General features: G+C 68.9%; 19 protein-coding genes. 7 read left to right on the forward strand and 12 right to left on the reverse strand.

The genetic code is table 11. The annotated features are described in order from the left end of the window. Positions 1–26 precede the first annotated feature (26 nt). Complete coding sequence (gene rsgA / locus HDA45_RS13820; protein ID WP_184895326.1) at positions 27–1,037, forward strand: ribosome small subunit-dependent GTPase A; 1,011 nt, start codon at positions 27–29, stop codon at positions 1,035–1,037. Positions 1,038–1,069: 32 nt separating this feature from the next. On the opposite strand, the gene HDA45_RS13825 is transcribed toward rsgA, so the two are convergent. Further along, on the reverse strand, positions 1,070–1,762 hold the full coding sequence (locus HDA45_RS13825) for a hypothetical protein (RefSeq protein WP_184895328.1): 693 nt from the start codon (positions 1,760–1,762) through the stop codon (positions 1,070–1,072). 28 nt (positions 1,763–1,790) lie between these two features. On the opposite strand from HDA45_RS13825, the gene HDA45_RS13830 reads away from it, so the two are divergent. From HDA45_RS13830 to HDA45_RS13845, 4 genes are all read left to right on the forward strand, one after another. Then, entirely contained in the window at positions 1,791–2,120 is a 330-nt protein-coding gene (locus tag HDA45_RS13830) for a hypothetical protein (protein ID WP_184895330.1), read from the forward strand. Between the two features lie 92 nt (positions 2,121–2,212). Then, entirely contained in the window at positions 2,213–2,893 is a 681-nt protein-coding gene (locus HDA45_RS13835; protein WP_184895332.1) for a hypothetical protein, read from the forward strand. A gap of 72 nt (positions 2,894–2,965) precedes the next feature. Then, positions 2,966–3,760 (forward strand): SCO4651 family lipoprotein, encoded by a 795-nt coding sequence (locus tag HDA45_RS13840; RefSeq protein ID WP_184895334.1) that lies wholly within the window; start codon positions 2,966–2,968, stop codon positions 3,758–3,760. 64 nt (positions 3,761–3,824) lie between these two features. Next, positions 3,825–4,709 carry an NAD-dependent epimerase/dehydratase family protein gene (locus HDA45_RS13845; RefSeq protein WP_184895335.1) on the forward strand — a complete coding sequence of 295 codons (885 nt, stop codon included), beginning with the start codon at positions 3,825–3,827 and terminating at the stop codon, positions 4,707–4,709. Positions 4,710–5,225: 516 nt separating this feature from the next. On the opposite strand, the gene HDA45_RS13850 is transcribed toward HDA45_RS13845, so the two are convergent. Both HDA45_RS13850 and HDA45_RS13855 read right to left on the reverse strand, forming a co-directional pair. Further along, positions 5,226–5,717: a DUF6912 family protein gene (locus HDA45_RS13850; protein WP_184895337.1), complete on the reverse strand. Its 492-nt coding sequence runs from the start codon at positions 5,715–5,717 to the stop codon at positions 5,226–5,228. Further along, positions 5,714–7,120, reverse strand: coding sequence for a WS/DGAT/MGAT family O-acyltransferase (locus tag HDA45_RS13855; RefSeq protein ID WP_184895339.1), 1,407 nt, complete (start codon positions 7,118–7,120; stop codon positions 5,714–5,716). Before HDA45_RS13855 ends, HDA45_RS13850 begins: the two co-directional genes overlap by 4 nt. A gap of 34 nt (positions 7,121–7,154) precedes the next feature. Here HDA45_RS13855 and HDA45_RS13860 point away from each other — a divergent pair, with 34 nt between their 5' ends. Further along, positions 7,155–7,934, forward strand: a complete 780-nt coding sequence (locus HDA45_RS13860) for a TrmH family RNA methyltransferase (RefSeq protein ID WP_184895341.1) — start codon at positions 7,155–7,157, stop codon at positions 7,932–7,934. Here the strand turns inward: HDA45_RS13860 and HDA45_RS13865 are convergent. Next, on the reverse strand, positions 7,909–8,313 hold the full coding sequence (locus HDA45_RS13865; protein ID WP_184895343.1) for an HAD-IA family hydrolase: 405 nt from the start codon (positions 8,311–8,313) through the stop codon (positions 7,909–7,911). The two genes, HDA45_RS13860 and HDA45_RS13865, sit on opposite strands and share 26 nt — an antisense overlap. A 111-nt stretch (positions 8,314–8,424) precedes the next feature. Between HDA45_RS13865 and HDA45_RS13870 the strand changes: the two genes are divergently transcribed. Then, on the forward strand, positions 8,425–8,934 hold the full coding sequence (locus HDA45_RS13870; RefSeq protein WP_184895345.1) for an Rv3235 family protein: 510 nt from the start codon (positions 8,425–8,427) through the stop codon (positions 8,932–8,934). Between the two features lie 55 nt (positions 8,935–8,989). Here the strand turns inward: HDA45_RS13870 and secA are convergent, their stop codons facing one another. From secA to HDA45_RS13910, 8 genes are all read right to left on the reverse strand, one after another. Continuing rightward, positions 8,990–11,821, reverse strand: a complete 2,832-nt coding sequence (secA, locus tag HDA45_RS13875; RefSeq protein ID WP_184895351.1) for a preprotein translocase subunit SecA — start codon at positions 11,819–11,821, stop codon at positions 8,990–8,992. A gap of 248 nt (positions 11,822–12,069) precedes the next feature. Beyond that, a complete protein-coding gene (hpf, locus tag HDA45_RS13880; protein WP_184895353.1) occupies positions 12,070–12,762 on the reverse strand; it encodes a ribosome hibernation-promoting factor, HPF/YfiA family in 693 nt (230 codons plus the stop codon). Positions 12,763–13,307: 545 nt separating this feature from the next. Continuing rightward, positions 13,308–13,946, reverse strand: a complete 639-nt coding sequence (locus tag HDA45_RS13885) for a ComF family protein (RefSeq protein WP_184895355.1) — start codon at positions 13,944–13,946, stop codon at positions 13,308–13,310. 564 nt (positions 13,947–14,510) lie between these two features. Continuing rightward, positions 14,511–16,232, reverse strand: a complete 1,722-nt coding sequence (locus HDA45_RS13890) for an LpqB family beta-propeller domain-containing protein (protein ID WP_184895357.1) — start codon at positions 16,230–16,232, stop codon at positions 14,511–14,513. Further along, the gene (mtrB, locus tag HDA45_RS13895) at positions 16,229–17,911 is read right to left on the reverse strand and encodes an MtrAB system histidine kinase MtrB (protein WP_184905603.1); all 1,683 of its coding nucleotides are present in this window, start codon (positions 17,909–17,911) and stop codon (positions 16,229–16,231) included. The genes HDA45_RS13890 and mtrB overlap by 4 nt, the downstream gene beginning before the upstream one ends. Positions 17,912–17,954: 43 nt before the next feature. Further along, positions 17,955–18,632: an MtrAB system response regulator MtrA gene (gene mtrA, locus HDA45_RS13900; protein WP_005150760.1), complete on the reverse strand. Its 678-nt coding sequence runs from the start codon at positions 18,630–18,632 to the stop codon at positions 17,955–17,957. Between the two features lie 111 nt (positions 18,633–18,743). Next, on the reverse strand, positions 18,744–19,880 hold the full coding sequence (locus HDA45_RS13905) for an NAD(P)/FAD-dependent oxidoreductase (RefSeq protein WP_184905605.1): 1,137 nt from the start codon (positions 19,878–19,880) through the stop codon (positions 18,744–18,746). Positions 19,881–19,891: 11 nt separating this feature from the next. Continuing rightward, on the reverse strand, positions 19,892–20,209 hold the full coding sequence (locus HDA45_RS13910) for a bifunctional 3-phenylpropionate/cinnamic acid dioxygenase ferredoxin subunit (RefSeq protein WP_184895359.1): 318 nt from the start codon (positions 20,207–20,209) through the stop codon (positions 19,892–19,894). Positions 20,210–20,242: the final 33 nt, after the last annotated feature.

The raw sequence follows: 20,242 nt of genomic DNA on the forward strand, positions 1-20,242 counted from the left end.
GCGGTGTTCGAAGAGCAGGAGGCGGTTTGGCTGGCAAGGACTGGCGCAAGCTGGACGAATCCGATGTGCGGATCCGTCCCGGCAAGGGCACCAGGCCGCGCAGCAAACGTCGTCCCGAGCACGCGGACGCGTCCACGGCGATGGTCATCGGGAAGGACCGCGGGCGCTGGACCTGCGCGATCGACGCGGATCCGAATCGCGTCGTCACCGCGATGCGCGCTCGCGAGATGGGCCGGGTCTCGGTGGTCGTCGGTGACACCGTCGGCATCGTCGGCGACGTGAGCGGCAAACCGGACACCCTCGCCCGGATCATCCGGGTGGATGAACGCTCCAGTGTGCTCCGCCGGACCGCGGACGACACCGATCCCTTCGAACGGGTGGTCGTCGCCAACGCCGAGCAGCTGCTGATCGTGACCGCGCTGGCCGATCCCCAGCCGCGCACCGGCTTCATCGACCGCTGCCTCGTCGCCTGCTACGCGGGTGGCCTCGAGCCGGTCCTGTGCCTGACGAAGGCCGACCTCGCGAGCCCGGACGAGCTCCTCGCCGGTTACGCGGGCCTCGACATCCCTGCGGTGGTCACCCGGCACGACGAGTTCCCGGACGAGCTGGTCGGACGGCTCAAGGACCGGGTCACCGCGCTGGTCGGGCATTCGGGCGTCGGAAAGTCCACTTTGGTCAACCGGCTGGTGCCGGACGCGGGACTGGCGACCGGCGTGGTCAGCGCGGTCGGCAAGGGCAGGCACACGTCGGTCGCGGCGGTCGCGCTTTCGCTGCCCGGCGGCGGCTGGGTGGTCGACACCCCGGGCATCCGCTCGTTCGGCCTCGCGCACGTGACCGCCGACGACATCGTGCTCGCGTTCGAGGAATTCGCCGCGGCGGCGGAGGAGTGCCCCTCCGGCTGCGGCCACCTCGGACCGCCCTCGGATCCGGACTGCGCGCTCGACGACGTGGTCACGGACGGTCACGCAAGCGTGGACCGTTTGGAGTCTTTGCGCCGCCTTTTGGGCTCACGAGCTGGACATGAGGACGATCGGTAACTAATTTCGCCGCGCGCGATAACCCGTTCAGATTAGATCAACTTTTCTGAGCGGTCCTCTTGAAGTGCGTAATCACGCTCACCGCCGTCACCACGGCCGCCGTTCTGGCGCTGACCGCCTGCGGTGGCGACAAGCAGTCCGGCGCGGCTGCTCCCGCTCCTTCCGAAGCGAAGAGCTCGCTTTCGTCCCCGCTCGGCGACCCGATCCAGCTCGCGGCGCTGACCCGCGAGAGCACCAAGAAGAACACGGCGACCGGCCAGGGCCTGTACGACGGCGAGAACAGCAAGTTCTCGATGATCATGGACAGCGACGGCAAGCAGATCGACAAGTCGTACGTGAAGATCTCGGCCGACGGCCAGGACCCGATCTCGCAGCTGCTCGGCACGATGATGTCGAAGGCCATCAAGGAAAGCGACCCGTCGCGGACCATCGAGCAGATCTCGAAGGCCGGCAAGATCACGAAGTCGGACCAGGTCGAGCTGAATGGCGAGAAGACCAACCACTACGTCGTCGAGATCGAGGCCGAGAAGGCCATCGCCCTCATCATGGGCGACATCGGCATCCCCCTGCCCGCCGAAGCTCTGAAGAAGCTCGACGAGAAGCTCAAGGGCAAGAACGTCACCATCCCCACCGAGCTGTGGCTCAACGCCGACCAGCTGCCGGTGCAGGTCGTCTCGGACCAGACCGCGTTCGTGAAGGCTGGTCGAGAAAACCGGCCGCCTCATCAGGTCGGAACAGACCCAGCTGAACGGCGTGCCGACGAACCACTACTTCGTGGAATTCGACCTTCGGAAGCAGCTCGACCTGTTCTTCGGCGACGACCTGCCCGCGGACCGGCGGGCGGAGATCGAGAAGCGGTTCGAAGGCAAGGACCTGCGGGTTCCGGCCGAGCTGTGGGTCAACGCCGAGCAGCTTCCGCTGAAGATGATCATGGACATGACCTCGGTCATGAACGGGCTGGGGCCGGCCAAGCAAGGCGAGGCCAAGTCGACCTGCACCTACAGCGACTGGGGAAAGGCCGTGGACGTCTCCCCGCCGCCCGACGGCGAAGTCGCCGACTACATCGAACTGATGGGCGGCTAGACCGGTTCACGCGCTCCCAGACAAACCGACGGTGGAAATTCACGCGATAGGCGCTACGGTAGTGGTACAGACCATTCACCCGAGGGAGTCCTATGCGTGCCACCGGATTCGCCGCCGTCTGTACCGCTCTCCTGCTGTTGGGCGGCTGTTCCGGAGAAGAGAAACCGGCGGCACCACCGGTCAAGGACGCCGCGCAGCTGGCCTCGGTCGCGGCCGCGAGCACGCAGAAGGCCCGCTCGTCGAAGATCGCGCTGGAGACCACCGCCGACGACGGCCGCAAGGTCGTGGTGACCAGCTCCGGGCTCTACGAAGGCGCGAACAGCAAGTTCTCCATGGTCGCCGAGGTCGCGGGTGAGAAACGGGACCTGATCTTCGCCGACGGCGCGCTCTTCTACCACCTGTCCGACGCGCAGGTGCGAGAGCTCAAGACCGACAAGGAATGGGTCAAGATCACCGCCGGCGGCAAGGACGCGCTCTCCGCGGCCAACGGCGCGCTGATGACGAACGTCGTCGAGACGATGGACCCCACGCGCACGCTCGACCGGATCTCGAAATCCGGCAAGGTCACCAAAACCGAGCAGGCCGACGTCAACGGCACGGCCGCCACGCGTTACGTCCTCGACCTCGGCGGTGCCCCCGCCGAAGTGTGGCTGGACGCCGAGCAGCGCCCGGTGCAGGTCACGCTCGGCAAGGCCACGGTCAAATACGACAGCTGGGCGTCCGACGTGGTGATCATCGCGCCGCCGCCCGAGGCGATCGGCGACAGCCGCTGAGCCGTTCCCCCGATCGGGGCGAGGTCCCCGGTTGTGTTTCGCTTGAGTGCCCGACCTCGAAAGCAGGCCCTCATGCGGAGAACGGCCCTGTCCGCCGTCGTGCTCGTACTCGGCGCGACGCTCGGCGCGTGTGACAGCGAAACCGTGTCGTTCGCCGACGCCCGCGCGCTCGCCGACGGTGTCACGTCCGCTGTCGACGGCAAGGCCGCGAAGTTCGCCACCGACGTCACCGCGGGCACGATGCGCTCGAAGAGCCAGGGGCAGGCCCGGGTCGCGCGGACGGGGACCGCGCTGGCCATGACCACGGACTTCCTCGGCGAGCCGCTCGAACTCCGGCTGGTCGACAAGATCGTCTTCGCCAAGGTCCCCGAGAGCGCCCGCGAGGACGTCCCCGGCGGGAAACCCTGGGTCAAGGTCTCCCCCGACGGCGCTGATCCGTTCTCGCAGGTCGCGGGCGGCAGTATCGACCAGCTGGCGAAGCAGAACGACCCCGGCCGCGCGCTCGACCAGGTCCGGCGGGCGGGCACACTCACCGAATCCGGGCACGCCGAACTCGACGGCGTGTCCACCGAGCACTACCGGCTGGACATCGACATGGCCGCGCTCGGCGGCGATCTGCCCGCCGGGTTGTCGGCGGAGGCCGTCGGGGAACTGAACGGCAAGCTCGGGAAGATCCCCATGGAGGTCTGGCTCGACGACGCGCGTCAACCGGTGCGGATCGTGCTCGACCTCGCCCCCGTCCTCGCCGCTTCGGGTGTCCCGGACAGCGCGATGGCCAAGATCGTCACGCTCTACAGCGAGTGGGGCACGCAGGCGGACATCCAGGCACCGCCGCCGGAGGAGATCGGCGAGATCCCGGCGGGCTGAGAGGCCCTGTCACGTTCACCGCGCCCGTCCCGTCCAGAGGGAGAAGGCGAACAGGAGGACGAACATGCGCGTGATGGTGATCGGGGCGACCGGGGTTCTGGGGCGGCCGCTGGTGCGGCGTCTGCTGGCCGAAGGCCACGAGGTGAGCGGGCTGGCCCGGGGCGAAGACCGCGTCGCGGCCGTGCGCGCGACCGGCGCCAATCCGGTGACGGGTTCGCTGTTCGACGTCGATTCCCTGGCCGGGGCGCTGCGCGGACACGAGGCGGTGGTGAACGTCGCGACCCGGATCCCGGGCGGGCGTAGCGCGATGACGGCGGCGGGCTGGGCGGAGAACAACCGGCTGCGGACCGACGGCAGCCGGACGCTCGCGGCCGCCGTGCGCCAGGTCGCCGAGCTGGGAATCGTGGTGCAGGAAGGGATCTCGTTCGTCTACGCCGACGGCGGCGACGGCGAACTGGACGAGGACGCGCCTCTCGCACCCACCGGTCACATCGCGTCTTCGATGGTGGCGCACGCGAACGTCGCGGAACTGGCGGACGAGGGACGCGCCGCGATCCGGCTGCGGATCGGGCTGCTGGTCTCCGACGACCCGATGACCACGATGATGCTGACGGCCGCGCGGCGCGGTTCGCCGCTGATCATCGGCCGCCGGACCGACTGGACCGCGGCGATCCACCCGGACGACGCGGCGGCGGGCGCGATCGCGGCGCTGCGGGCACCGAGCGGCGTCTACAACCTGGCCGCGGATCCGGTGCGGAAGCGGGAACTCGGCGAGGCGATGGCCGCCGCGGCCGGTGTCCGGCGTCCGCGCGCGCTGCCGAAGTGGCTGGCGAACCGGGTGGGGCCGATGTCGGTGCTGGCACGTTCGCAGCGTGCCGTCTCGACGCGGCTCACCGAAGCGACCGGGTGGCGCCCCGAACGCCCGGTCCCGGGCCCTTCCTGGTTCTGACCCCTCCCGCGTTTAGTCCTCTGGATGCGGTAGTTGCACACGCAAGAACCGCAACCAGAGGACTAAACGCCGGGGGCACGGTCCTGGCGACACTCCGACAGCCCGATACGCCCTGAAGGCCACCCTTGAGACGATCAACGTCTCCAAAGCGGCCTTCAGGACAGCGAAAACACCACGCGACCGGGCCGAAACCGTCCTCGTCCTGACCCCCTCCCGCGTTTAGTCCTCTGAAGGCGGTAGTTGCGCACGCAAGGACCACATCCAGAGGACTAAACGCGGGTAACGCAAACGCGCGTGCTCGTGCCGCCCCTCGGTGTCGGTCTCAGTGGCAGGTGTTGCGAAAGCCACGTTCGCAACCTTCAACGTTGCGAACGTGGCTTTCGCAACCCGTGGTCCCGACGGAGCCACGCTGGCAGGGCCGAAACCGTCCGGGTCCTGCCCCCTCCGCGTTTAGTCCTCTGAATGCGGTAGTTGCACACGCAAGAACCGCAACCAGAGGACTAAACACCCGGGGGGCTACAGGAGTTCGAGCAGGAACGGGAGCTCTTGGGGCGCGTACCAGGCGAGTTCGTGGTCTTCGGCGTCGCCGAGGGTGAACTCCGCGTCCGGATCTCCGAGGTCGGCCTGGTCGATCACCGCGGCGGCGGCCTGCACGGACTCGGCGGCCTCGGCCGCGTCGACGTGGATCGCGGCGACGTCGGCGATCTTCACCGGACCGGCGAGCCGGACGACGGCGGCGTCGAGATCCGGGCGCAGGGTGACCTCGTCGAGGTCGGCCGAGATCACCACCCGCCGCGGCTCGGCCTTCTCCTCGGCCGCGATCAGCCGGAGCGACGCCCTGGCGGCGTCGAGCAGCGCGGCGTACTCGAGTTCTTCGTCGGATCCGCTGGCGTAGGACTCCCGCAACGCCGGGGTCAGCGCGAATCCCGTGCCGCTCCGCGCCCGGAACTCACCGGCGGTTTCGAGGTCGCGCAGCATCGCGATCGTCCCGGGTAGATAGACCCTCACCAGTGCGCACCCTTCAGTTCTTCCAACGATTCCTCGATCATCCCGGCGAGCAGGTCCACATCGGACACGGCCTTGCGGTCGCCGTTCAGTCCGAAGTAGACACCCCCGTGATACGAGGTGACCCCGATCGCCAGCGCCTGATTGCGCACCAGCGGCATGACCGGGAACATCTCCACCATCTTCGCCTGTCCCGCGTAGAGCGGCACCTGCGGGCCCGGCGAATTCGTGATCAGCACGTTGAAGATGCGCCCCGACATCGATCCGGCCGCCCGCGCGCCCAGCGAATGCAGGGTCGCCGGCGCGAAACCGCCGACCGTCAGCAGCCCTCGCGCGGCGACCGAGCGGCCCGAATCGAGGTGATCCGCCATCGCGTGGCCGATGTGCTGCAGCCGCAGGACCGCGTTCGGCTCACCGACCGGGAGATCGACCAGATAGGCGTCGACCTGGTTCCCGACCAGCGCGGGCGTCGAAAACTCGGCCGTCTCGGCGTCGCGGACGGCCATCGGCACCAGCGCGCGCACGGTGGTCGTCGCGGTCAGGTTCGAGCCGCGGGAGAGCAGCCACTCCCGCAGCGCGCCGGAGATCGCCGCCAGCACGACGTCGTTCACCGTGCCGCCGTGCGCGGCGCGGACCTTGCGGAAATCCTCCAGCCGCGTGCGGACCACCGCGAACATGCGGCCGCCGGAGGTACGGACGTTGAGCGGCCCGGACGGCGCCGGACTCACCATGGTCTTCAGCGCCGACGCGACGTCACCGACCGTTTCGGTGACCTTGCCCGCCATCGCGGTGGCGTCGTGGGCGATGGAGCGCACGTTCTCCACCAGTTCCGTCGGCCGTTGCACCGTCTCGGCGATCGCGTCGAGGATCAGCTGGGTGCGGCTCGGTTCCCGGCGCGGATGCCAGTTGTCTTCGAAGGGCTCCGGCTCCTGCGGGGCGGCGTCGAGGATCAGCTGCCCGAGTTCGATCGTGCCGATACCGTCCACAACGGACTGATGCGTCTTGGTCACCAGCGCGACGCGATCCCCCGCGAGCCCCTCGACGAAGTACGCCTCCCACAGCGGCCTGCCCGGATCGAGCCGCCTCGACATCAGCCGCGCCACGAGATCGAACAGCTGGCCGTCGGAGCCCGGCTGCGGCAGCGCGGACCGGCGGACGTGGTAGTTGAGGTCGAAGTCGACGTCGTCGACCCACACCGGCCGGGCGAGATGCCCCGGCACCTCCAGCACGCGCTGCCGGTAGCGCGGCAGGAACGCCAGGCGCTGCCCGATCAGGTCCAGCAGCCGCTCGTAGGTGAAGCCGTCGCGCGGTCGTTCGAAGATCGCCACGCCACCGACGTGCATCGGGGTCGAATGGTCTTCCACGTACAGGAACGAGGCGTCCAGCGCGGAGAGGCGGTCGGGCATGGGCCGATCCTTACATAGTGGGACACTCGCCGGTGTGGGTGATGAGGCGGCGATCTCGCCGAAGGACCGGTTCCTGACGGTGTACGGCCGGAAACCGGTGCTCGAAGCATTGGACGACGCGGCGCTCGAGGTGGACAAGGTGATTCTCGCCGACACCGTGCGGGGACAGAACGCCGCCGAGATCGAACGCGCCGCCAAGGCCGCCGGGGTGCCGGTGCAGCGGGCGAGCGCGCACCGCGTCAAGGTGCTGGCCGGCAACGGCAAGCAGGACCAGGGCGTCCTCGCCGACGTCGTCGCGCCGCGTATGCGGTCACTGCACGCGGCGCTGTCCGACGGCAGGCCGCCGTCGCGGGTGCTGCTGCTCGACGGGATCACCACCCCTGCGAACGTCGGGATGATCCTGCGCACGGCGACCGCCGCCGGGCTGGAGGGTGTCGTGGTCCCGCGGCGCGGGGTCGCCGCCCTCGACCCGATGGTGGTCAAGGCTTCGGCGGGGGTCGCGTTCCGCGCGCCGGTGCTGCGGTGCGGCAGCGCGCGCGAGGCGGCCGAGATGCTCACCGAGGCCGGGTACGGCATCTACGCACTGGGCGCTTCGGCCCGCTCCTCCGTTTTCGACGTCGAGCTGCCGCAGCGCGCGGCGTTCGTGCTGGGCGGGGAGACGAACGGCGTCGGCGCCGAGGTCGGCGAGCTGGTGACGGAGTGGGTGTCGATCCCGATGCCGGGCGAGGTCGAATCGCTCAACGTCTCCGCGGCCGCCGCCGTGCTCTCGTTCGAGCTGGTGCGCCGCGCTAAGACGTCGGGAACAGCGCGCTGAGCTCGGTCAACGTCTCCTCGACCGAGGTGTGGTGCACACCTGCCATCCCGGCGGCCACCGCGGCGCGGACGTTGTGGGCGGCGTCGTCGACGAACACGCACCTGTCCGCGGGCAGGTCGAGCAGGCCCGCGGTGAGCAGGTAGACCTCGCGCTCGGGTTTGGCCACGCCGACCTCGCCGGAGAAGACGAGCGCGTCGAAGAAGGGGTCCAGCGTCCGTTTGGCCTCGTCCGACGCGCCGGGGGCGTTCGAGAGCAAGGCCGTTTTGATGCCGCGTTCCCTCGCGGCCCGCAGGAAGGCGTACAGCTCGTCCGCGCCGGCGTCCGTGAGCACTCCGACGTAGTCGATGACCAGCCCTTTCAGCACCGGCCCACCGTACACAAGCGATCACCGCCCGGTTCATCCTCTCGGGCGGTTCGTGTCGCGCTTCCGCCCACCTCCGGTCCCTTAGTTGCTGGGCGCGGCCGTGGGGCCGCGGAGGGGGACGATCCGATGACCTCGTACGTACTGAGACGGCTGAAACCGTATGAACCGCCCTGCCGGCCCGAGAGCCGTCCGGGCAGGCTGATGCACCGGGTACCGCCGCCGGACAACCAGCTCGTCCTGGACCTGCCGCTGGCGGGCGAACGGTTCACGGAGGAGCCCGAGCCGAGCCCCGACACGCTGGACGGGCGGCAGGTGGGCAGGCTCCTGACCACCATCCTCGAAGCCTGCGACGGGCGCCGTCCGGCGGTCCAGGTGCGACCGATCCTCGACCCGGCGCTCCACAGCGCGCTGCTCGACCGCGGCCGTCGCCGTCCGCCGGGCGGCTACCGGCCGAAGTCGATCCACCTGTGCCATCCGGCGGACGGCGTCATCGAGGCCTGCGCGACCGTCGAACAGAACGAGCGTTGCCTCGCCCTGGCCGCGCGCTTCGAGCGGACGCGGGCGGGCTGGGTGTGCACCCGCTTCCACCTGTTGAAGCCGCCGCGACGCGTTTCCGCGCTCCGGCTCGCCGCATGACGAAGGGGGCCTTCGCCGCGTCTGACTCACGCGGCGAAGGCCCCCTTCAGCTGTCTTAGCGGCGCGGGCCCTTCTTGCCCTTCTTCTGGGAGGCGCGCTGCGCGGCACGACGCTCCCGGCGGGTTCCGCTCTGGTCACCGCCGTCGCTGCCGGCACTGTCCGAATGCGACTCGACGCCGCCGTCCTCGGACGGTCCCGACAGGGTCAACCCGGACTGCGAACCGCCGCCGAGCCCCTTGCCCCGCAAGGCGGACGGCACGGATTCGGTGTCGGTCGCCGGACCCTGCGGAGGCGTCGGGCGGGCGTGCCGTCCGTCGCCGTTGGCGGCCTGGCCGTTCCCGGATCCGACACCGGCGGGCAGCGCGGACGCGGACTCCGGCGACGGGGCGGCGGGCTCGGCCTGCTCGACCTGGAGGTTGAACAGGAAGCCGACGGCCTCCTCCTTCAACGATTCCAGCATCGCGCGGAACATGTCGTAGCCCTCGCGCTGGTACTCGATGACCGGGTCGCGCTGGGCCAGCGCCCGCATGCCGATGCCCTCCTTGAGATAGTCCATCTCGTAGAGGTGCTCACGCCATTTGCGGTCGAGCACGGTGAGCATGACCTGACGCTCCAGGCTGCGCATCGCGCCTTCGCCGACCTTGCCGTCGATCTCGACCTCGCGCTCGTCGTACGCGCGGTGGGCGTCTTCGAGCAGCGACTCGCGCAGCCCTTCGGCGTCGAGGTCGTCGTCCGCGGTGAGGTCGTCCCAGGTGACCTTGACCGGGTACAGCGTCTTGAGCGCGGTCCACAGCTTCTCGTGGTCCCAGTCCTCGGCGTAGCCCGAGGAGGTCTCCTCGGTGACGTACGCGTTGATGACGTCGACCAGCATGTGCTCGATCTGCTCGCGAAGATCCTCGCCCTCGAGGACGCGCAGGCGCTCGGCGTAGATCACCTTGCGCTGCTCGTTCATCACCTCGTCGTACTTGAGGACGTTCTTGCGGATCTCCATGTTCTGCTGCTCGACCTGCGTCTGCGCGCTCTTGATCGCCTTGGAGACCATCTTGTGCTCGATCGGCACGTCGTCCGGCAGCCGCATGGTGGTCATGACCCGCTCGACCATCGTCGCGTTGAAGCGGCGCATGAGCTCGTCACCGAGCGACAGGTAGAACCGGGACTCGCCCGGGTCGCCCTGACGGCCGGAACGACCGCGGAGCTGGTTGTCGATCCGGCGCGACTCGTGGCGCTCGGTGCCGAGCACGTACAGCCCGCCGGCCTCGCGGACCTCGTCGGCCTCGGCCTTGGTCTCCGCCTGGATCTCTTCGAGCACCTTCGGCCACGCGGCCTCGTACTCCTCGGAGTGCTCCACCGGGTCGAGGCCGCGCTCGCGCAGCACCTCGTCGGCGATGAGGTCCGGGTTGCCGCCGAGCACAATGTCGGTACCGCGGCCCGCCATGTTGGTGGCGACCGTGACCGCGCCCTTGCGCCCCGCGCGGGCGACGATCAGCGCCTCCCGGTCGTGGTGCTTGGCGTTGAGGACCTCGTGCGGGACACCCAGTTTGAGCAGCAGCTTCGACAGGTGCTCGGACTTCTCGACACTCGTGGTGCCGACCAGCACCGGCTGGCCCTTCTCGTGCCGCTCGGCGATGTCCTCGGCGACGGCCTCGAACTTCGACTGCTCGGTCTTGTAGATCAGGTCGGCCTGGTCGGCGCGGACCATCGGCTTGTTGGTCGGGATCGGCACCACACCCAGCTTGTAGGTCTGGTGGAACTCGGCCGCCTCGGTCTCGGCGGTACCGGTCATACCGGCCAGCTTGTCGTAGAGCCGGAAGTAGTTCTGCAGCGTGATCGTGGCGAGCGTCTGGTTCTCGGCCTTGATCTCGACGCCTTCCTTGGCCTCGATCGCCTGGTGCATGCCCTCGTTGTAGCGGCGGCCGTGCAGGATGCGGCCGGTGAACTCGTCGACGATGAGGACTTCGCCGTCACGGACGATGTAGTCCTTGTCGCGCTTGTAGAGCTCCTTGACCTTCAGCGCGTTGTTCAGGTACCCGACCAGCGGCGTGTTCGCGGCCTCATAGAGATTGTCGATGCCGAGCTGGTCCTCGACGAAAGCGACACCCTTCTCGGTGACACCGACGGTGCGCTTGCGGATGTCCACCTCGTAGTGGATGTCCGCCTTCATCAGCGGGGTCATCCGCGCGAACTCGACGTACCAGCGTGAGGACTGGTCGGCCGGGCCGGAGATGATCAGCGGCGTCCGGGCCTCGTCGATGAGGATGGAGTCGACCTCGTCGACGACCGCGAAGTTGTGGCCGCGCTGCACGCAGTCTTCGAGGCTCCACGCCATGTTGTCGCGGAGGTAGTCGAAGCCGAACTCGTTGTTCGTACCGTGCGTGATGTCGGCCGCGTACTGCTTGCGGCGGACCTCGGGCGTCTGATCGGCCAGGATGATGCCGACCTCGAGGCCGAGGAAGCGGTGGATACGGCCCATCCACTCGGCGTCACGTTTGGCGAGGTAGTCGTTCACCGTGATGACGTGCACGCCCTTGCCGGACAGCGCGTTCAGATAGGCGGGGAGCACCTGGGTCAGGGTCTTGCCCTCACCGGTCTTCATTTCGGAGACCTGGCCGAGGTGCAGCGCGGCGCCGCCCATCACCTGGACGTCGTAGGGCCGCTGGCCGAGCACACGCCAGGCCGCCTCCCTCGCCACCGCGAACGCCTCCGGCAGGAGGTCGTCGAGTGACTCGCCGTCCGCGTTCCGCTTACGGAACTCGTCGGTCTTGGCCCGCAGAGCGGTGTCCGAAAGTTCCTTGACGTCGTCTTCGAGGGTGTTGATGTGATCGGCGATGTTGCGCAGCCGCTTCACCATCTTGCCCTCGCCCGCGCGGAGCAGGCGGTTCAGCACCATCCGGTCGACCTCACTAGCTGATTGTGATCGCACCCGAGCCGATCCCGGGCAGTCTCGTATGCGGCGGCGCCGGGTTTCGCACCGCCGTCCGACCCCCATCGTAGGGAACACCTCGGTGTCCGCGCACGCACCGTCTGTCGGTACTTGGCCGGGCGGGGACGTATCCCGCCTGATCCGGACAGGAAAGCGGCCCGCACGCGAACACGTGCGGGCCGCCTTCGTGGACGTTGTGGGTGTCGGAGGGCCGGCTAACTCAGCCGGATGACGCCGTAGTCGAAGCCTCGCCTCCGGTAGACGACGCTCGGGCATCCGGCGTCGGAGTCGTTGAACAGGTAGAAGTCGTGACCGACCAGTTCCATCTCGTAGAGAGCCTGGTCGACCGTCATGGGATCCGCGTCGTGCTTCTTCTCGCGGACGACGCGACCGGGCTGGTGTTCGGTCACCCCGTCATCCCAGCGCTGCTGCTGGGGCATCTCGAAGTCGTCACCGCTCTCGACGGCGAAACCGTTGGCCATGGGTTCGGCCTCGGGCGCCTCGAGTACAGCGGTACCCGCCAGATGTCGGGTGTCGGTGGTCATGCCACCGGCGGCCGCCGTCGAAGTCGCCTCGGCGACGGATTCCGGGCGGCTGCGGCCGTAGTGCACGCGCCGGCGGTCGTGTGTCTTCCGCAACCTGTTCTCGAGCTTGTTCAGTGCGGAATCCAGCGCTGCGTAGAAGTCGCCTGCACACGCTTCGGCGCGTACGGCGGGGCCCCTGCCCTTCCCGGTGATTTCGACGCGCTGGCAGTTCTTCGACTGCCGGCGATTGGGCTCATGGAAGAGCTCCACGTCGTAACGGATGACCTTCTTGTCGTAGCGCTCTAGCCGGGCCAGCTTTTCGCTGACGAGTGCCCGATAGTGGTCGGGCACCTCCACGTTGCGGCCCTTAACGACGATGTCCATACACGACCTCCCTCGCTGAAATGACTGCGAGCTGTAGATGTGTTCTCACTAGGGCGCCGGTAAAGCGGGGACGAAGCCCGGATCGCGGGCGATGAGGGAACTCGGCATGCGGCCACGACGTCTCGTGTCGGATGGTCGAGCGCGGACTCAGCGCGGCTCCGGCGCCAGGGACATGGGCTGGTCACCTCCCTGCCTGCCGGGATTGCTGATAGCGCTGCACGTTAGCTGCATCACGCCGCGAGCAACAGCCCCCGAGCCGGGGGATATCAGGACGTGAGACCTCGTCACCGCACGCGACGACGGCAGTGTGGCCAGCGGGACAATCCGGCCTGTCGGGCGTCGTCCCCGTGATTTGTTTTCACGCGGACGGCGCAAGCCTGCGGACAGGAAAAAGCCGAGGGTGACGCCACCAAGGGAATCCGCCGCCACCCCGGTGGAGTGGCGAGCCGTTGGAGTGTTCCCCGGAAGCTGCCTCATATCCCGTCAACGACCTTGTACCCATTCCCGTTCCCGATCATTCATCACTCTTGTAGGTGACCCCTTGATCACCCGGCGGCGGCCAGTGCGACCACGGCGTGAACGTGAATTCCGCTTATGTCCAATAGGCGCGTACAAGCGGCGGCCGTCGCTCCGGTTGTGATCACGTCGTCAAGAAGAATGACCCTCGACGGGTGATCTCCTGGGACGAGACGGACGCGGCCGTCGAGGTTCACGGCCCGCTCGGCGCGGGTGAGCCCCGCGGCGTCGCGGACCCCGGACCGGAGTTCGAGGAGCGGCGCCACCCTCGCCGGATTCCCTTTGCTCAACAGCACTTTCACGCATTCTTCGGCCAGGCGCCGGACGTGCGGACCGCCTCGGACACGCGAGGCGTGGCGTCTCGACGGGACCGGGACGAGGCATCTTTCCGGTCCCGGCTCGGGCAGGTGGGCCAGGGCTTCGGCGAGGGCCCGCCCCAAGAACGGGGCGAGGTCGCGGCGGCCCCGTTCCTTGTAGGCGAGGATCAGGCGGCGGGCCTCGTCGGCGTACGCGGCCAAGGCGTAGACGGGTACGAGACCGGCTGTCGGGGCGCGGGTGGTCTCGCTGAGCGAACCCCAAGCGGTCTGACAGGTCGCGCAACAGGGGGCGCCGGGCGCTCCGCAGGACGCGCAGCGGGCGGGGATGAGGAGATCCAGGAGTTTGGTCATGCCGGGAGTGTCTTCGGGAGGTCCGACGGTTTTGGGCGCCGCCGTGCCGTGAGAGGTCCCCTTTGGACACTTTCCGTCCTAAGGGGACCTGTCATGACAGCAGTCGAGGAGAAGGTCGGGAGGTCCGTGAAGGCCTCCTTCCCTACGCTCAAGGTAGGGAAGGAGGCCTTCACGGACCTCTGGGCCGGGGTTTGCGGGTTAGCGACGCTAGGAAAGCTAGCGATACTAAAGGTCCCTTGCTCCCTCCGGGAGGGAGCCATGGTGTCCGGACCCAGCACCTCCAGCCCCAGCGACACCACCGGTCCCGGCGATGGCGCGTGAAGGCCCCCTTCCTTGCGCCTAGCGCAAGGAAGGGGGCCTTCACGTACTTCAGGAACCGTGGTGAGTGGCCATTCGGCTGGAGCGGATCTACCACGCGTGACCTGCACTGGGGCGACGGTGGAGGATTGCGGACGTTCAACGTCCCAAATCCTCCCCGCTCGCCCAAGCCAGCATCCAGCACGAGCTCCGCAGGCGTACCGAGAAGGTAGGTCCGCTAGCCTGCCGATGCCTCACACCCGGCGCTCAGCCCGGGTAGAACGGGTCCGCGTCGGTCACCGTGTGCGCCTGCGGCCGCCAGACCTCGCCCAGTTCGGAAGCGACCCACAGCCCGCCCGCGTCCGCGACCAGGTTCTGCCTGCTCGGGGCCGCGGTGACGCCGTGCACCGGCGGGGTCAGGTTCGAGCTGTTGAAGGCGTCCATGCGCTGCCCGTCCAGCGGCACCTTGACCACCGGCAGCGTGCTCGACGACGTCGCGGCGATCAGGTGGTCCTGGGTCGCCCAGTCGACGTCGACGACGTCCTTGAGGTCGCGTTCCTGCAGCTTCCGCGGCGAGCGCAGCGCCACCGAGTCCGCCGTCCGCACGATCGAGGCGACCACCAGTTGCCCGTTGACGACGGCGGCGAGCCGTGAGCCGTCGCGTGAGAGGCGGAGTTCGGTGATCTGGCCGAGGCCGGTGAGCTGGGTCGCGTCGACGCCGGCCTTCACCCAGCGGCCGTCCGGGGCCAGGGTGACCCTGGCGACGGTGTTGTGGTCGACGACCGTCCAGACCTCGCCGGAAATCCCGCCGCCGCGGGCGACCGGCCGCCAGGTCGGACGGCTCAGGCTGCCGCCGAACAGATCCACCGAGCCCAGATCCCGGTCCAGGTCGCCGACGCGGAGCCACTGCCTGCCGTCGCGTTCTTCGACCACCGCGAGCCGTTTGCCGTCGACGGATTGCGCGGCGCTGACGACCTTGTACCCGCCGTTGCCCGCCGGCCCGCCGACCGGTGCCCCGTCGCCGAGCGACCGGACCCGCCCGTTCACGGTCATCAGCCCCTTCAGCTCCGAGCTGGGCGAGATGTCCACGTTGTAGTTGGGCAGTTCGCGCCAGTACTCGTGGTTCGGCACCAGCGCGGCACCGTCGGCGAGCAGCCGGATCCGGCTCAGTGTCACCGTCTGCAGCGAGAGGACGATCTGCGCGGCGATCAGGTTCCGGTCCGCGAGGCTGGCCCCGCCGATCCCGGTCAGGTTGATGTCCAGTGTCCCGTCGTCCGTGCTGCGCACGTTGGTGTCGGTGGAGACCTGATCACCGAGCAGGTCCTGGACGGCGCCCTTCAGCCCTTCCGACGGCCCCTGCAGCACCAGGTCCATCACCCGGCCCGGCAACCCGGCCTGCGGTTTCGCCGCGACGTACCGGAGGTCGGGGACGAAGGCGCCGGAATCGGACGAGTAGAAGCTGATCGGCACCCGGAAGTAGTTGGTCGTGAAGTCCTTGTCGGTGACGGCGAGTTCCTGCGGCGGGTCCACGATCCGCCATTGGCCGTTCGGCTGTTTCCGCAGCTTGAACTGCTGCGAGTACTCGGTCTTCAGCGGGATGAACGCGCTGTCGGGGCTCAGGTTGCCGAGTTTGAACCCGCGGACGTTCACCACCTGCTCGTCCGGGTTCCCCGATGACGACGAAGTGTCGTAGACGGTGCCGAAGGTGTCGTCGATGATCGTCAGCCCCGGCGACGGCTTCCAGTTGCGCCGGGCCTCGTCGTCCAGGTACACCCGCGCGTCGGCGTTCGCCGTGCCCGGCGTCGCGGAGTTGCGGATGAACTGCCGGATGACGGTCAGCGAGTCGATCCCGGCCGCGGGCTCGGGGACGTCCACCGGCGCCTGGCCGGGCTTGTCCCCGGGGATGGCGACGGGCTGGGATTCGAGCGGGATGTTCGCGCAGCCCGCGACCAGCAGGAACACCGCGAGCAGGGTCAGCAGCCGCTTCATCGGCCGACCTCCTCGGGTTCGGCGAGGATCGCGTCGGGCGCCGGGCGGACTTCGAGCAGTCCGGACGACGAACCGTGCGAGTCGGTCGGCTTGTGATCGGGCGGTGGCAGGACCAGCGGGCTCTCCCCCATCGGGATGTCCTGCTGCCTCGGCAGGACGAGCCGGAAACAGGCGCCGTGGCCGGTCTCGCCCCAAGCGTCGAGCACGCCGCCGTGCAGCCGCGCGTCCTCCTGGCTGATCGCGAGGCCGAGCCCGGTGCCGCCGGTCCGGCGGTTGCGGGACGGGTCGGCGCGCCAGAACCGGTTGAACACCAGTTCCGCCTCGCCGGGCCGGAGCCCGACGCCTCGGTCGCGCACGGTGATGGCGACCGCGGTCTCGTTGACCGCCAGTGTCAGCACCACCGGGTTCCCTTCGCTGTGGTCGACCGCGTTGGCCAGCAGGTTGCGCAGGATCCGTTCGACGCGGCGCGCGTCGACCTCGGCGGGCGCTTCCTCGTCCGGCAGGACCAGTTCGACCGAACTGCCCGCGTTGCCCGCGATCACCCTGACCTGTTCGACGGCCCTGGTCGCGATCGGCCGGACGTCGATCAGCTCGGCCGAGAGCTCCTCGACACCCGCGTCGAGCCTGCTGATCTCCAGCAGGTCGCCGAGCAGGGCCTCGAACCGGTCGAGTTCGTCGACCAGCAGTTCGGTGGAGCGGGCGAGCCCGGCCGGGAACTGCTCGCGCGACGCGTGCAGCACGTCCGCGGCCATCCGGACGGTGGTCAGCGGGGTGCGCAGTTCGTGCGAGACGTCGGAGGTGAACCGGCGCTGCAACCCGCCGAAATCCTCCAGCTGGCGGATCTGCCGCTGGATGCTCGCGGCCATCTCGTTGTAGGACACGGCGAGTTTGGCCAGATCGTCCTCACCGAGGACGGCGAGCCGCTGGTCGAGATCGCCGCCCGCGAACCCTTCGGCCGCCGCGGCGGCCTGCCGGACCGGCCGGACCACCTGCCTGGTGACCAGGTTCGTGATCCCGGCCAGCAGGAGCAGCAGGACGAGGCCGCCCACGAGCAGCGTGTTCTGCACGGTCGAGACGGTGTTCTGCTCGCTGGTGAGCGGGTACAGCAGGTAGAGCTGGAGCGGGGTGATCGTCGTGGTCACCGGGGCGCCGACGATCAGATACGTCGTCTTGCCGCCGTCCTGTTCGGTGACCGTGTGCATCAGGTAGCTGACCTGCTCGGTCTCCACGAACTGGCGCAGCCGGACGGGCACCTTGTCGTAGGGTCCGGCGGCCGCCGGCCTGCTCGACTGGTCGCGGCCGCCCGCGGCCAGCACCGGTTCGAAGGTGCCCGCGGCCGATCCGGCGCCGTCCTGCGACGTCGTCGTGCTGGAGATCTTCTTCAGCGCGTTCTTCAGACGCGCCGTCATCGCGTCGGGCAACTCGGTGCCGACGCCGACCAGTTCGCTGGCCGCGGTCTCGACGACCGCCCTGGTCTGCGCGATCGCCGCTGTCTGCTTGGTCTCGAGCAGCCTCTCGGTGATCTGGTTCTGCAGCACCATGCCCAGGACGAACACCACGGCCGACGACAGCGCCAGCGTGGACACCGTGACCCGGAACTGCAGCGAATGCCGCCACAGGTCGTTGAACAGGACGACCTTGCGGCGCACGAAAACCACGATGCGCCGGAGGTGGCGCATCGTGGTCTGGGCAAGCTTGGGCAAGCGTCCGCTCATGGGGTGATCACGGCGGGCCGGCCTTGTACCCGACGCCACGAACGGTCAACACCACCTCGGGGTGTTCCGGGTCCTTCTCGACCTTCGAGCGCAGACGCTGGACGTGCACGTTCACCAGACGGGTGTCGGCGGCGTGGCGGTAACCCCACACCTGCTCGAGGAGCACCTCGCGGGTGAACACCTGACGCGGCTTGCGGGCGAGCGCGACCAGGAGGTCGAACTCGAGCGGGGTCAGCGGGATCGCCTTGCCCTCCCGCGTCACCTCGTGGCCGGGGACGTCGATCGCGAGGTCGCCGATCGTCAGCGACTCGGCGGGCTCGGCCTCGGTGCGGCGCATCCGGGCGCGGACGCGGGCCACGAGCTCCTTCGGCTTGAAGGGCTTGACCACGTAGTCGTCGGCACCCGACTCGAGCCCGAGGACTATGTCCACGGTGTCGCTCTTGGCGGTGAGCATGACGATCGGCACGCCGGACTCGGCCCGGATGGCCTTGCAGACGTCGATGCCGTTCATCCCGGGCAGCATGAGGTCGAGGAGGACCAGATCCGGTTTCAGCTCACGAAGCGCGGGCAGCGCTCGTGAGCCGTCGGCTACGACGGCTGTGTCGAACCCCTCCCCACGCAGCACGATGGTGAGCATCTCCGCGAGAGCAGGGTCGTCGTCGACGACCAGAACACGTGCCTTCATAAACCTATGTTCGCACTAGTTTCCCGACGCGGGCGCGCGACCCGGCGATGTGACCACCAGAAAGATCATCGAATCGGGCAAATTGCTCCATCCGAGTAGGGTCTTCGTGCTCTAGAGGGCACGTCGGAGCCTCGTGAACGGCCGCGGGGAGTCGATCGCGAAGACACCGGCGAGGCTCTCGCCTCGGTGATAGGTCGCGACGAAACGCTTCGAAGCGACGTCGCCTTCGACGATCCGCACGTCTTCCGTGGCCACTCCGGCGAATTGGAGCCGCCGTCCGTACTGATCGGACCAAAAGTAACCGTGTCGTGCGAAATGCGTGACGGTCTCGCCGGCGAGCAGGTTCGCGACCGCGACGCCCGCCTGCTCGTTCGCCGCCGTCCAGTGTTCGGCGCGGACCCGCCTGCCGCGCAGACGGCAGCGGTATCGCGCGACGTCACCCACCGCGATCACTCGGGGATTCGCTGTGACACAGCCGGAATCGACCAGCACCCCGTCGTCGACGGCGAGTCCGGAGCCGGTGAGCCATTCGGTGGCCGGGCGCGCACCCACTCCGGCGACGACGAGATCCGCGGGGATCTCCCGACCGTCGGCGAGCCGCACGCCGGTGACGCGATCGGCTCCGGCGAACCCGGCGACGGGAACACCGGCGATCAGGCGGACGTCGCCTTCCGCGTGCAATCCGGCGCACACCGTGCCCATTTCCGGACCGATGACCGGGGCGAGTGGGACGGGCATCGCCTCGATCACGGTGACGTCGTGGCCGAGCAGGCGGCACGCGGACGCGACCTCGGCGCCGATGAAGCCCGCGCCGATGACGACCACCGAGCCGGGCCCCGCGGCGAGTCCCTGCTTCAGCGAGACGGCGTCGTCGAGTGTCCGCAAGGTGTGAACGCCGTTCAGTTTCCTTGCCGCGTCGAGGGTTCTGGCCGCCGCGCCGGTCGCGACGACGTAACCGTCCGCGGCAATCGTGGTGCCGTCTTCGAGCGTCACGCCGGCGGCGCCGAGCCTTTCGGCACGGACGCCGAGGTGCCATTCGGCGTCCAGCGCGGCGAGATCGTCTTGTCCGGCGAGCGCGAGGTCTTCAGCGGAAACCTTGCCCAGCAAGAAATCCTTCGACAGCGGCGGCCGGTCGTACGGCGGTTCCGCGCCGATCATCACCAGCCGTCCGTCGAAACCCCGCCCCCGCAACTCCTGCGCGGCGCGCAGTCCGGCCAGCGACGTCCCGACGACGGCGACGGTTCTCAAGCCGGTGGTTCTCAAGCGACGTCCCGGCGAGCCTCGGTGTCCACGTAGATCACCCCGTCGGCGACCACCACCGGATACGTCCGCACGGCGTTCTTGGCCGGCAGGCAGTTCGGGACGCCGGTCCGCAGGTCGAACCGCGCGGCGTGCAGCGGGCATTCGACGTAGCAGTCCTCGATCCAGCCGTCGGCGAGCGACGCGTCCTGGTGGCTGCAGGTGTCGTCCAGGGCGTAAAAGCCGCCCTCGGCGTGGAAGACCGAGACGGGAACGGGGCCGTCCAGGCGGAGAGCCTCGCCCTCGGGCAGTTCGGAAACGGAGCAGGCACGGATCATCGGGGCCTCCGGGGAAAGGACCGACGGTTTGTT

Source organism: Amycolatopsis umgeniensis, assembly GCF_014205155.1.
Classification (GTDB): Bacteria; Actinomycetota; Actinomycetes; order Mycobacteriales; family Pseudonocardiaceae; genus Amycolatopsis; species Amycolatopsis umgeniensis.

Coding starts and splice junctions, on each gene's coding strand:
- HDA45_RS13890 (WP_184895357.1), bottom strand. CDS start 16,232: ATGAAGCGGCTGCTGACCCTGCTCGCGGTGTTCCTGCTGGTCGCGGGC.
- HDA45_RS13855 (WP_184895339.1), bottom strand. CDS start 7,120: ATGCCCGACCGCCTCTCCGCGCTGGACGCCTCGTTCCTGTACGTGGAA.
- mtrB (WP_184905603.1), bottom strand. CDS start 17,911: ATGCGCCACCTCCGGCGCATCGTGGTTTTCGTGCGCCGCAAGGTCGTC.
- HDA45_RS13840 (WP_184895334.1), top strand. CDS start 2,966: ATGCGGAGAACGGCCCTGTCCGCCGTCGTGCTCGTACTCGGCGCGACG.
- HDA45_RS13835 (WP_184895332.1), top strand. CDS start 2,213: ATGCGTGCCACCGGATTCGCCGCCGTCTGTACCGCTCTCCTGCTGTTG.
- secA (WP_184895351.1), bottom strand. CDS start 11,821: ATGGTGCTGAACCGCCTGCTCCGCGCGGGCGAGGGCAAGATGGTGAAG.
- HDA45_RS13870 (WP_184895345.1), top strand. CDS start 8,425: ATGACCTCGTACGTACTGAGACGGCTGAAACCGTATGAACCGCCCTGC.
- HDA45_RS13825 (WP_184895328.1), bottom strand. CDS start 1,762: ATGAGGCGGCCGGTTTTCTCGACCAGCCTTCACGAACGCGGTCTGGTC.
- HDA45_RS13885 (WP_184895355.1), bottom strand. CDS start 13,946: ATGACCAAACTCCTGGATCTCCTCATCCCCGCCCGCTGCGCGTCCTGC.
- HDA45_RS13910 (WP_184895359.1), bottom strand. CDS start 20,209: ATGATCCGTGCCTGCTCCGTTTCCGAACTGCCCGAGGGCGAGGCTCTC.
- hpf (WP_184895353.1), bottom strand. CDS start 12,762: ATGGACATCGTCGTTAAGGGCCGCAACGTGGAGGTGCCCGACCACTAT.
- HDA45_RS13845 (WP_184895335.1), top strand. CDS start 3,825: ATGCGCGTGATGGTGATCGGGGCGACCGGGGTTCTGGGGCGGCCGCTG.
- mtrA (WP_005150760.1), bottom strand. CDS start 18,632: ATGAAGGCACGTGTTCTGGTCGTCGACGACGACCCTGCTCTCGCGGAG.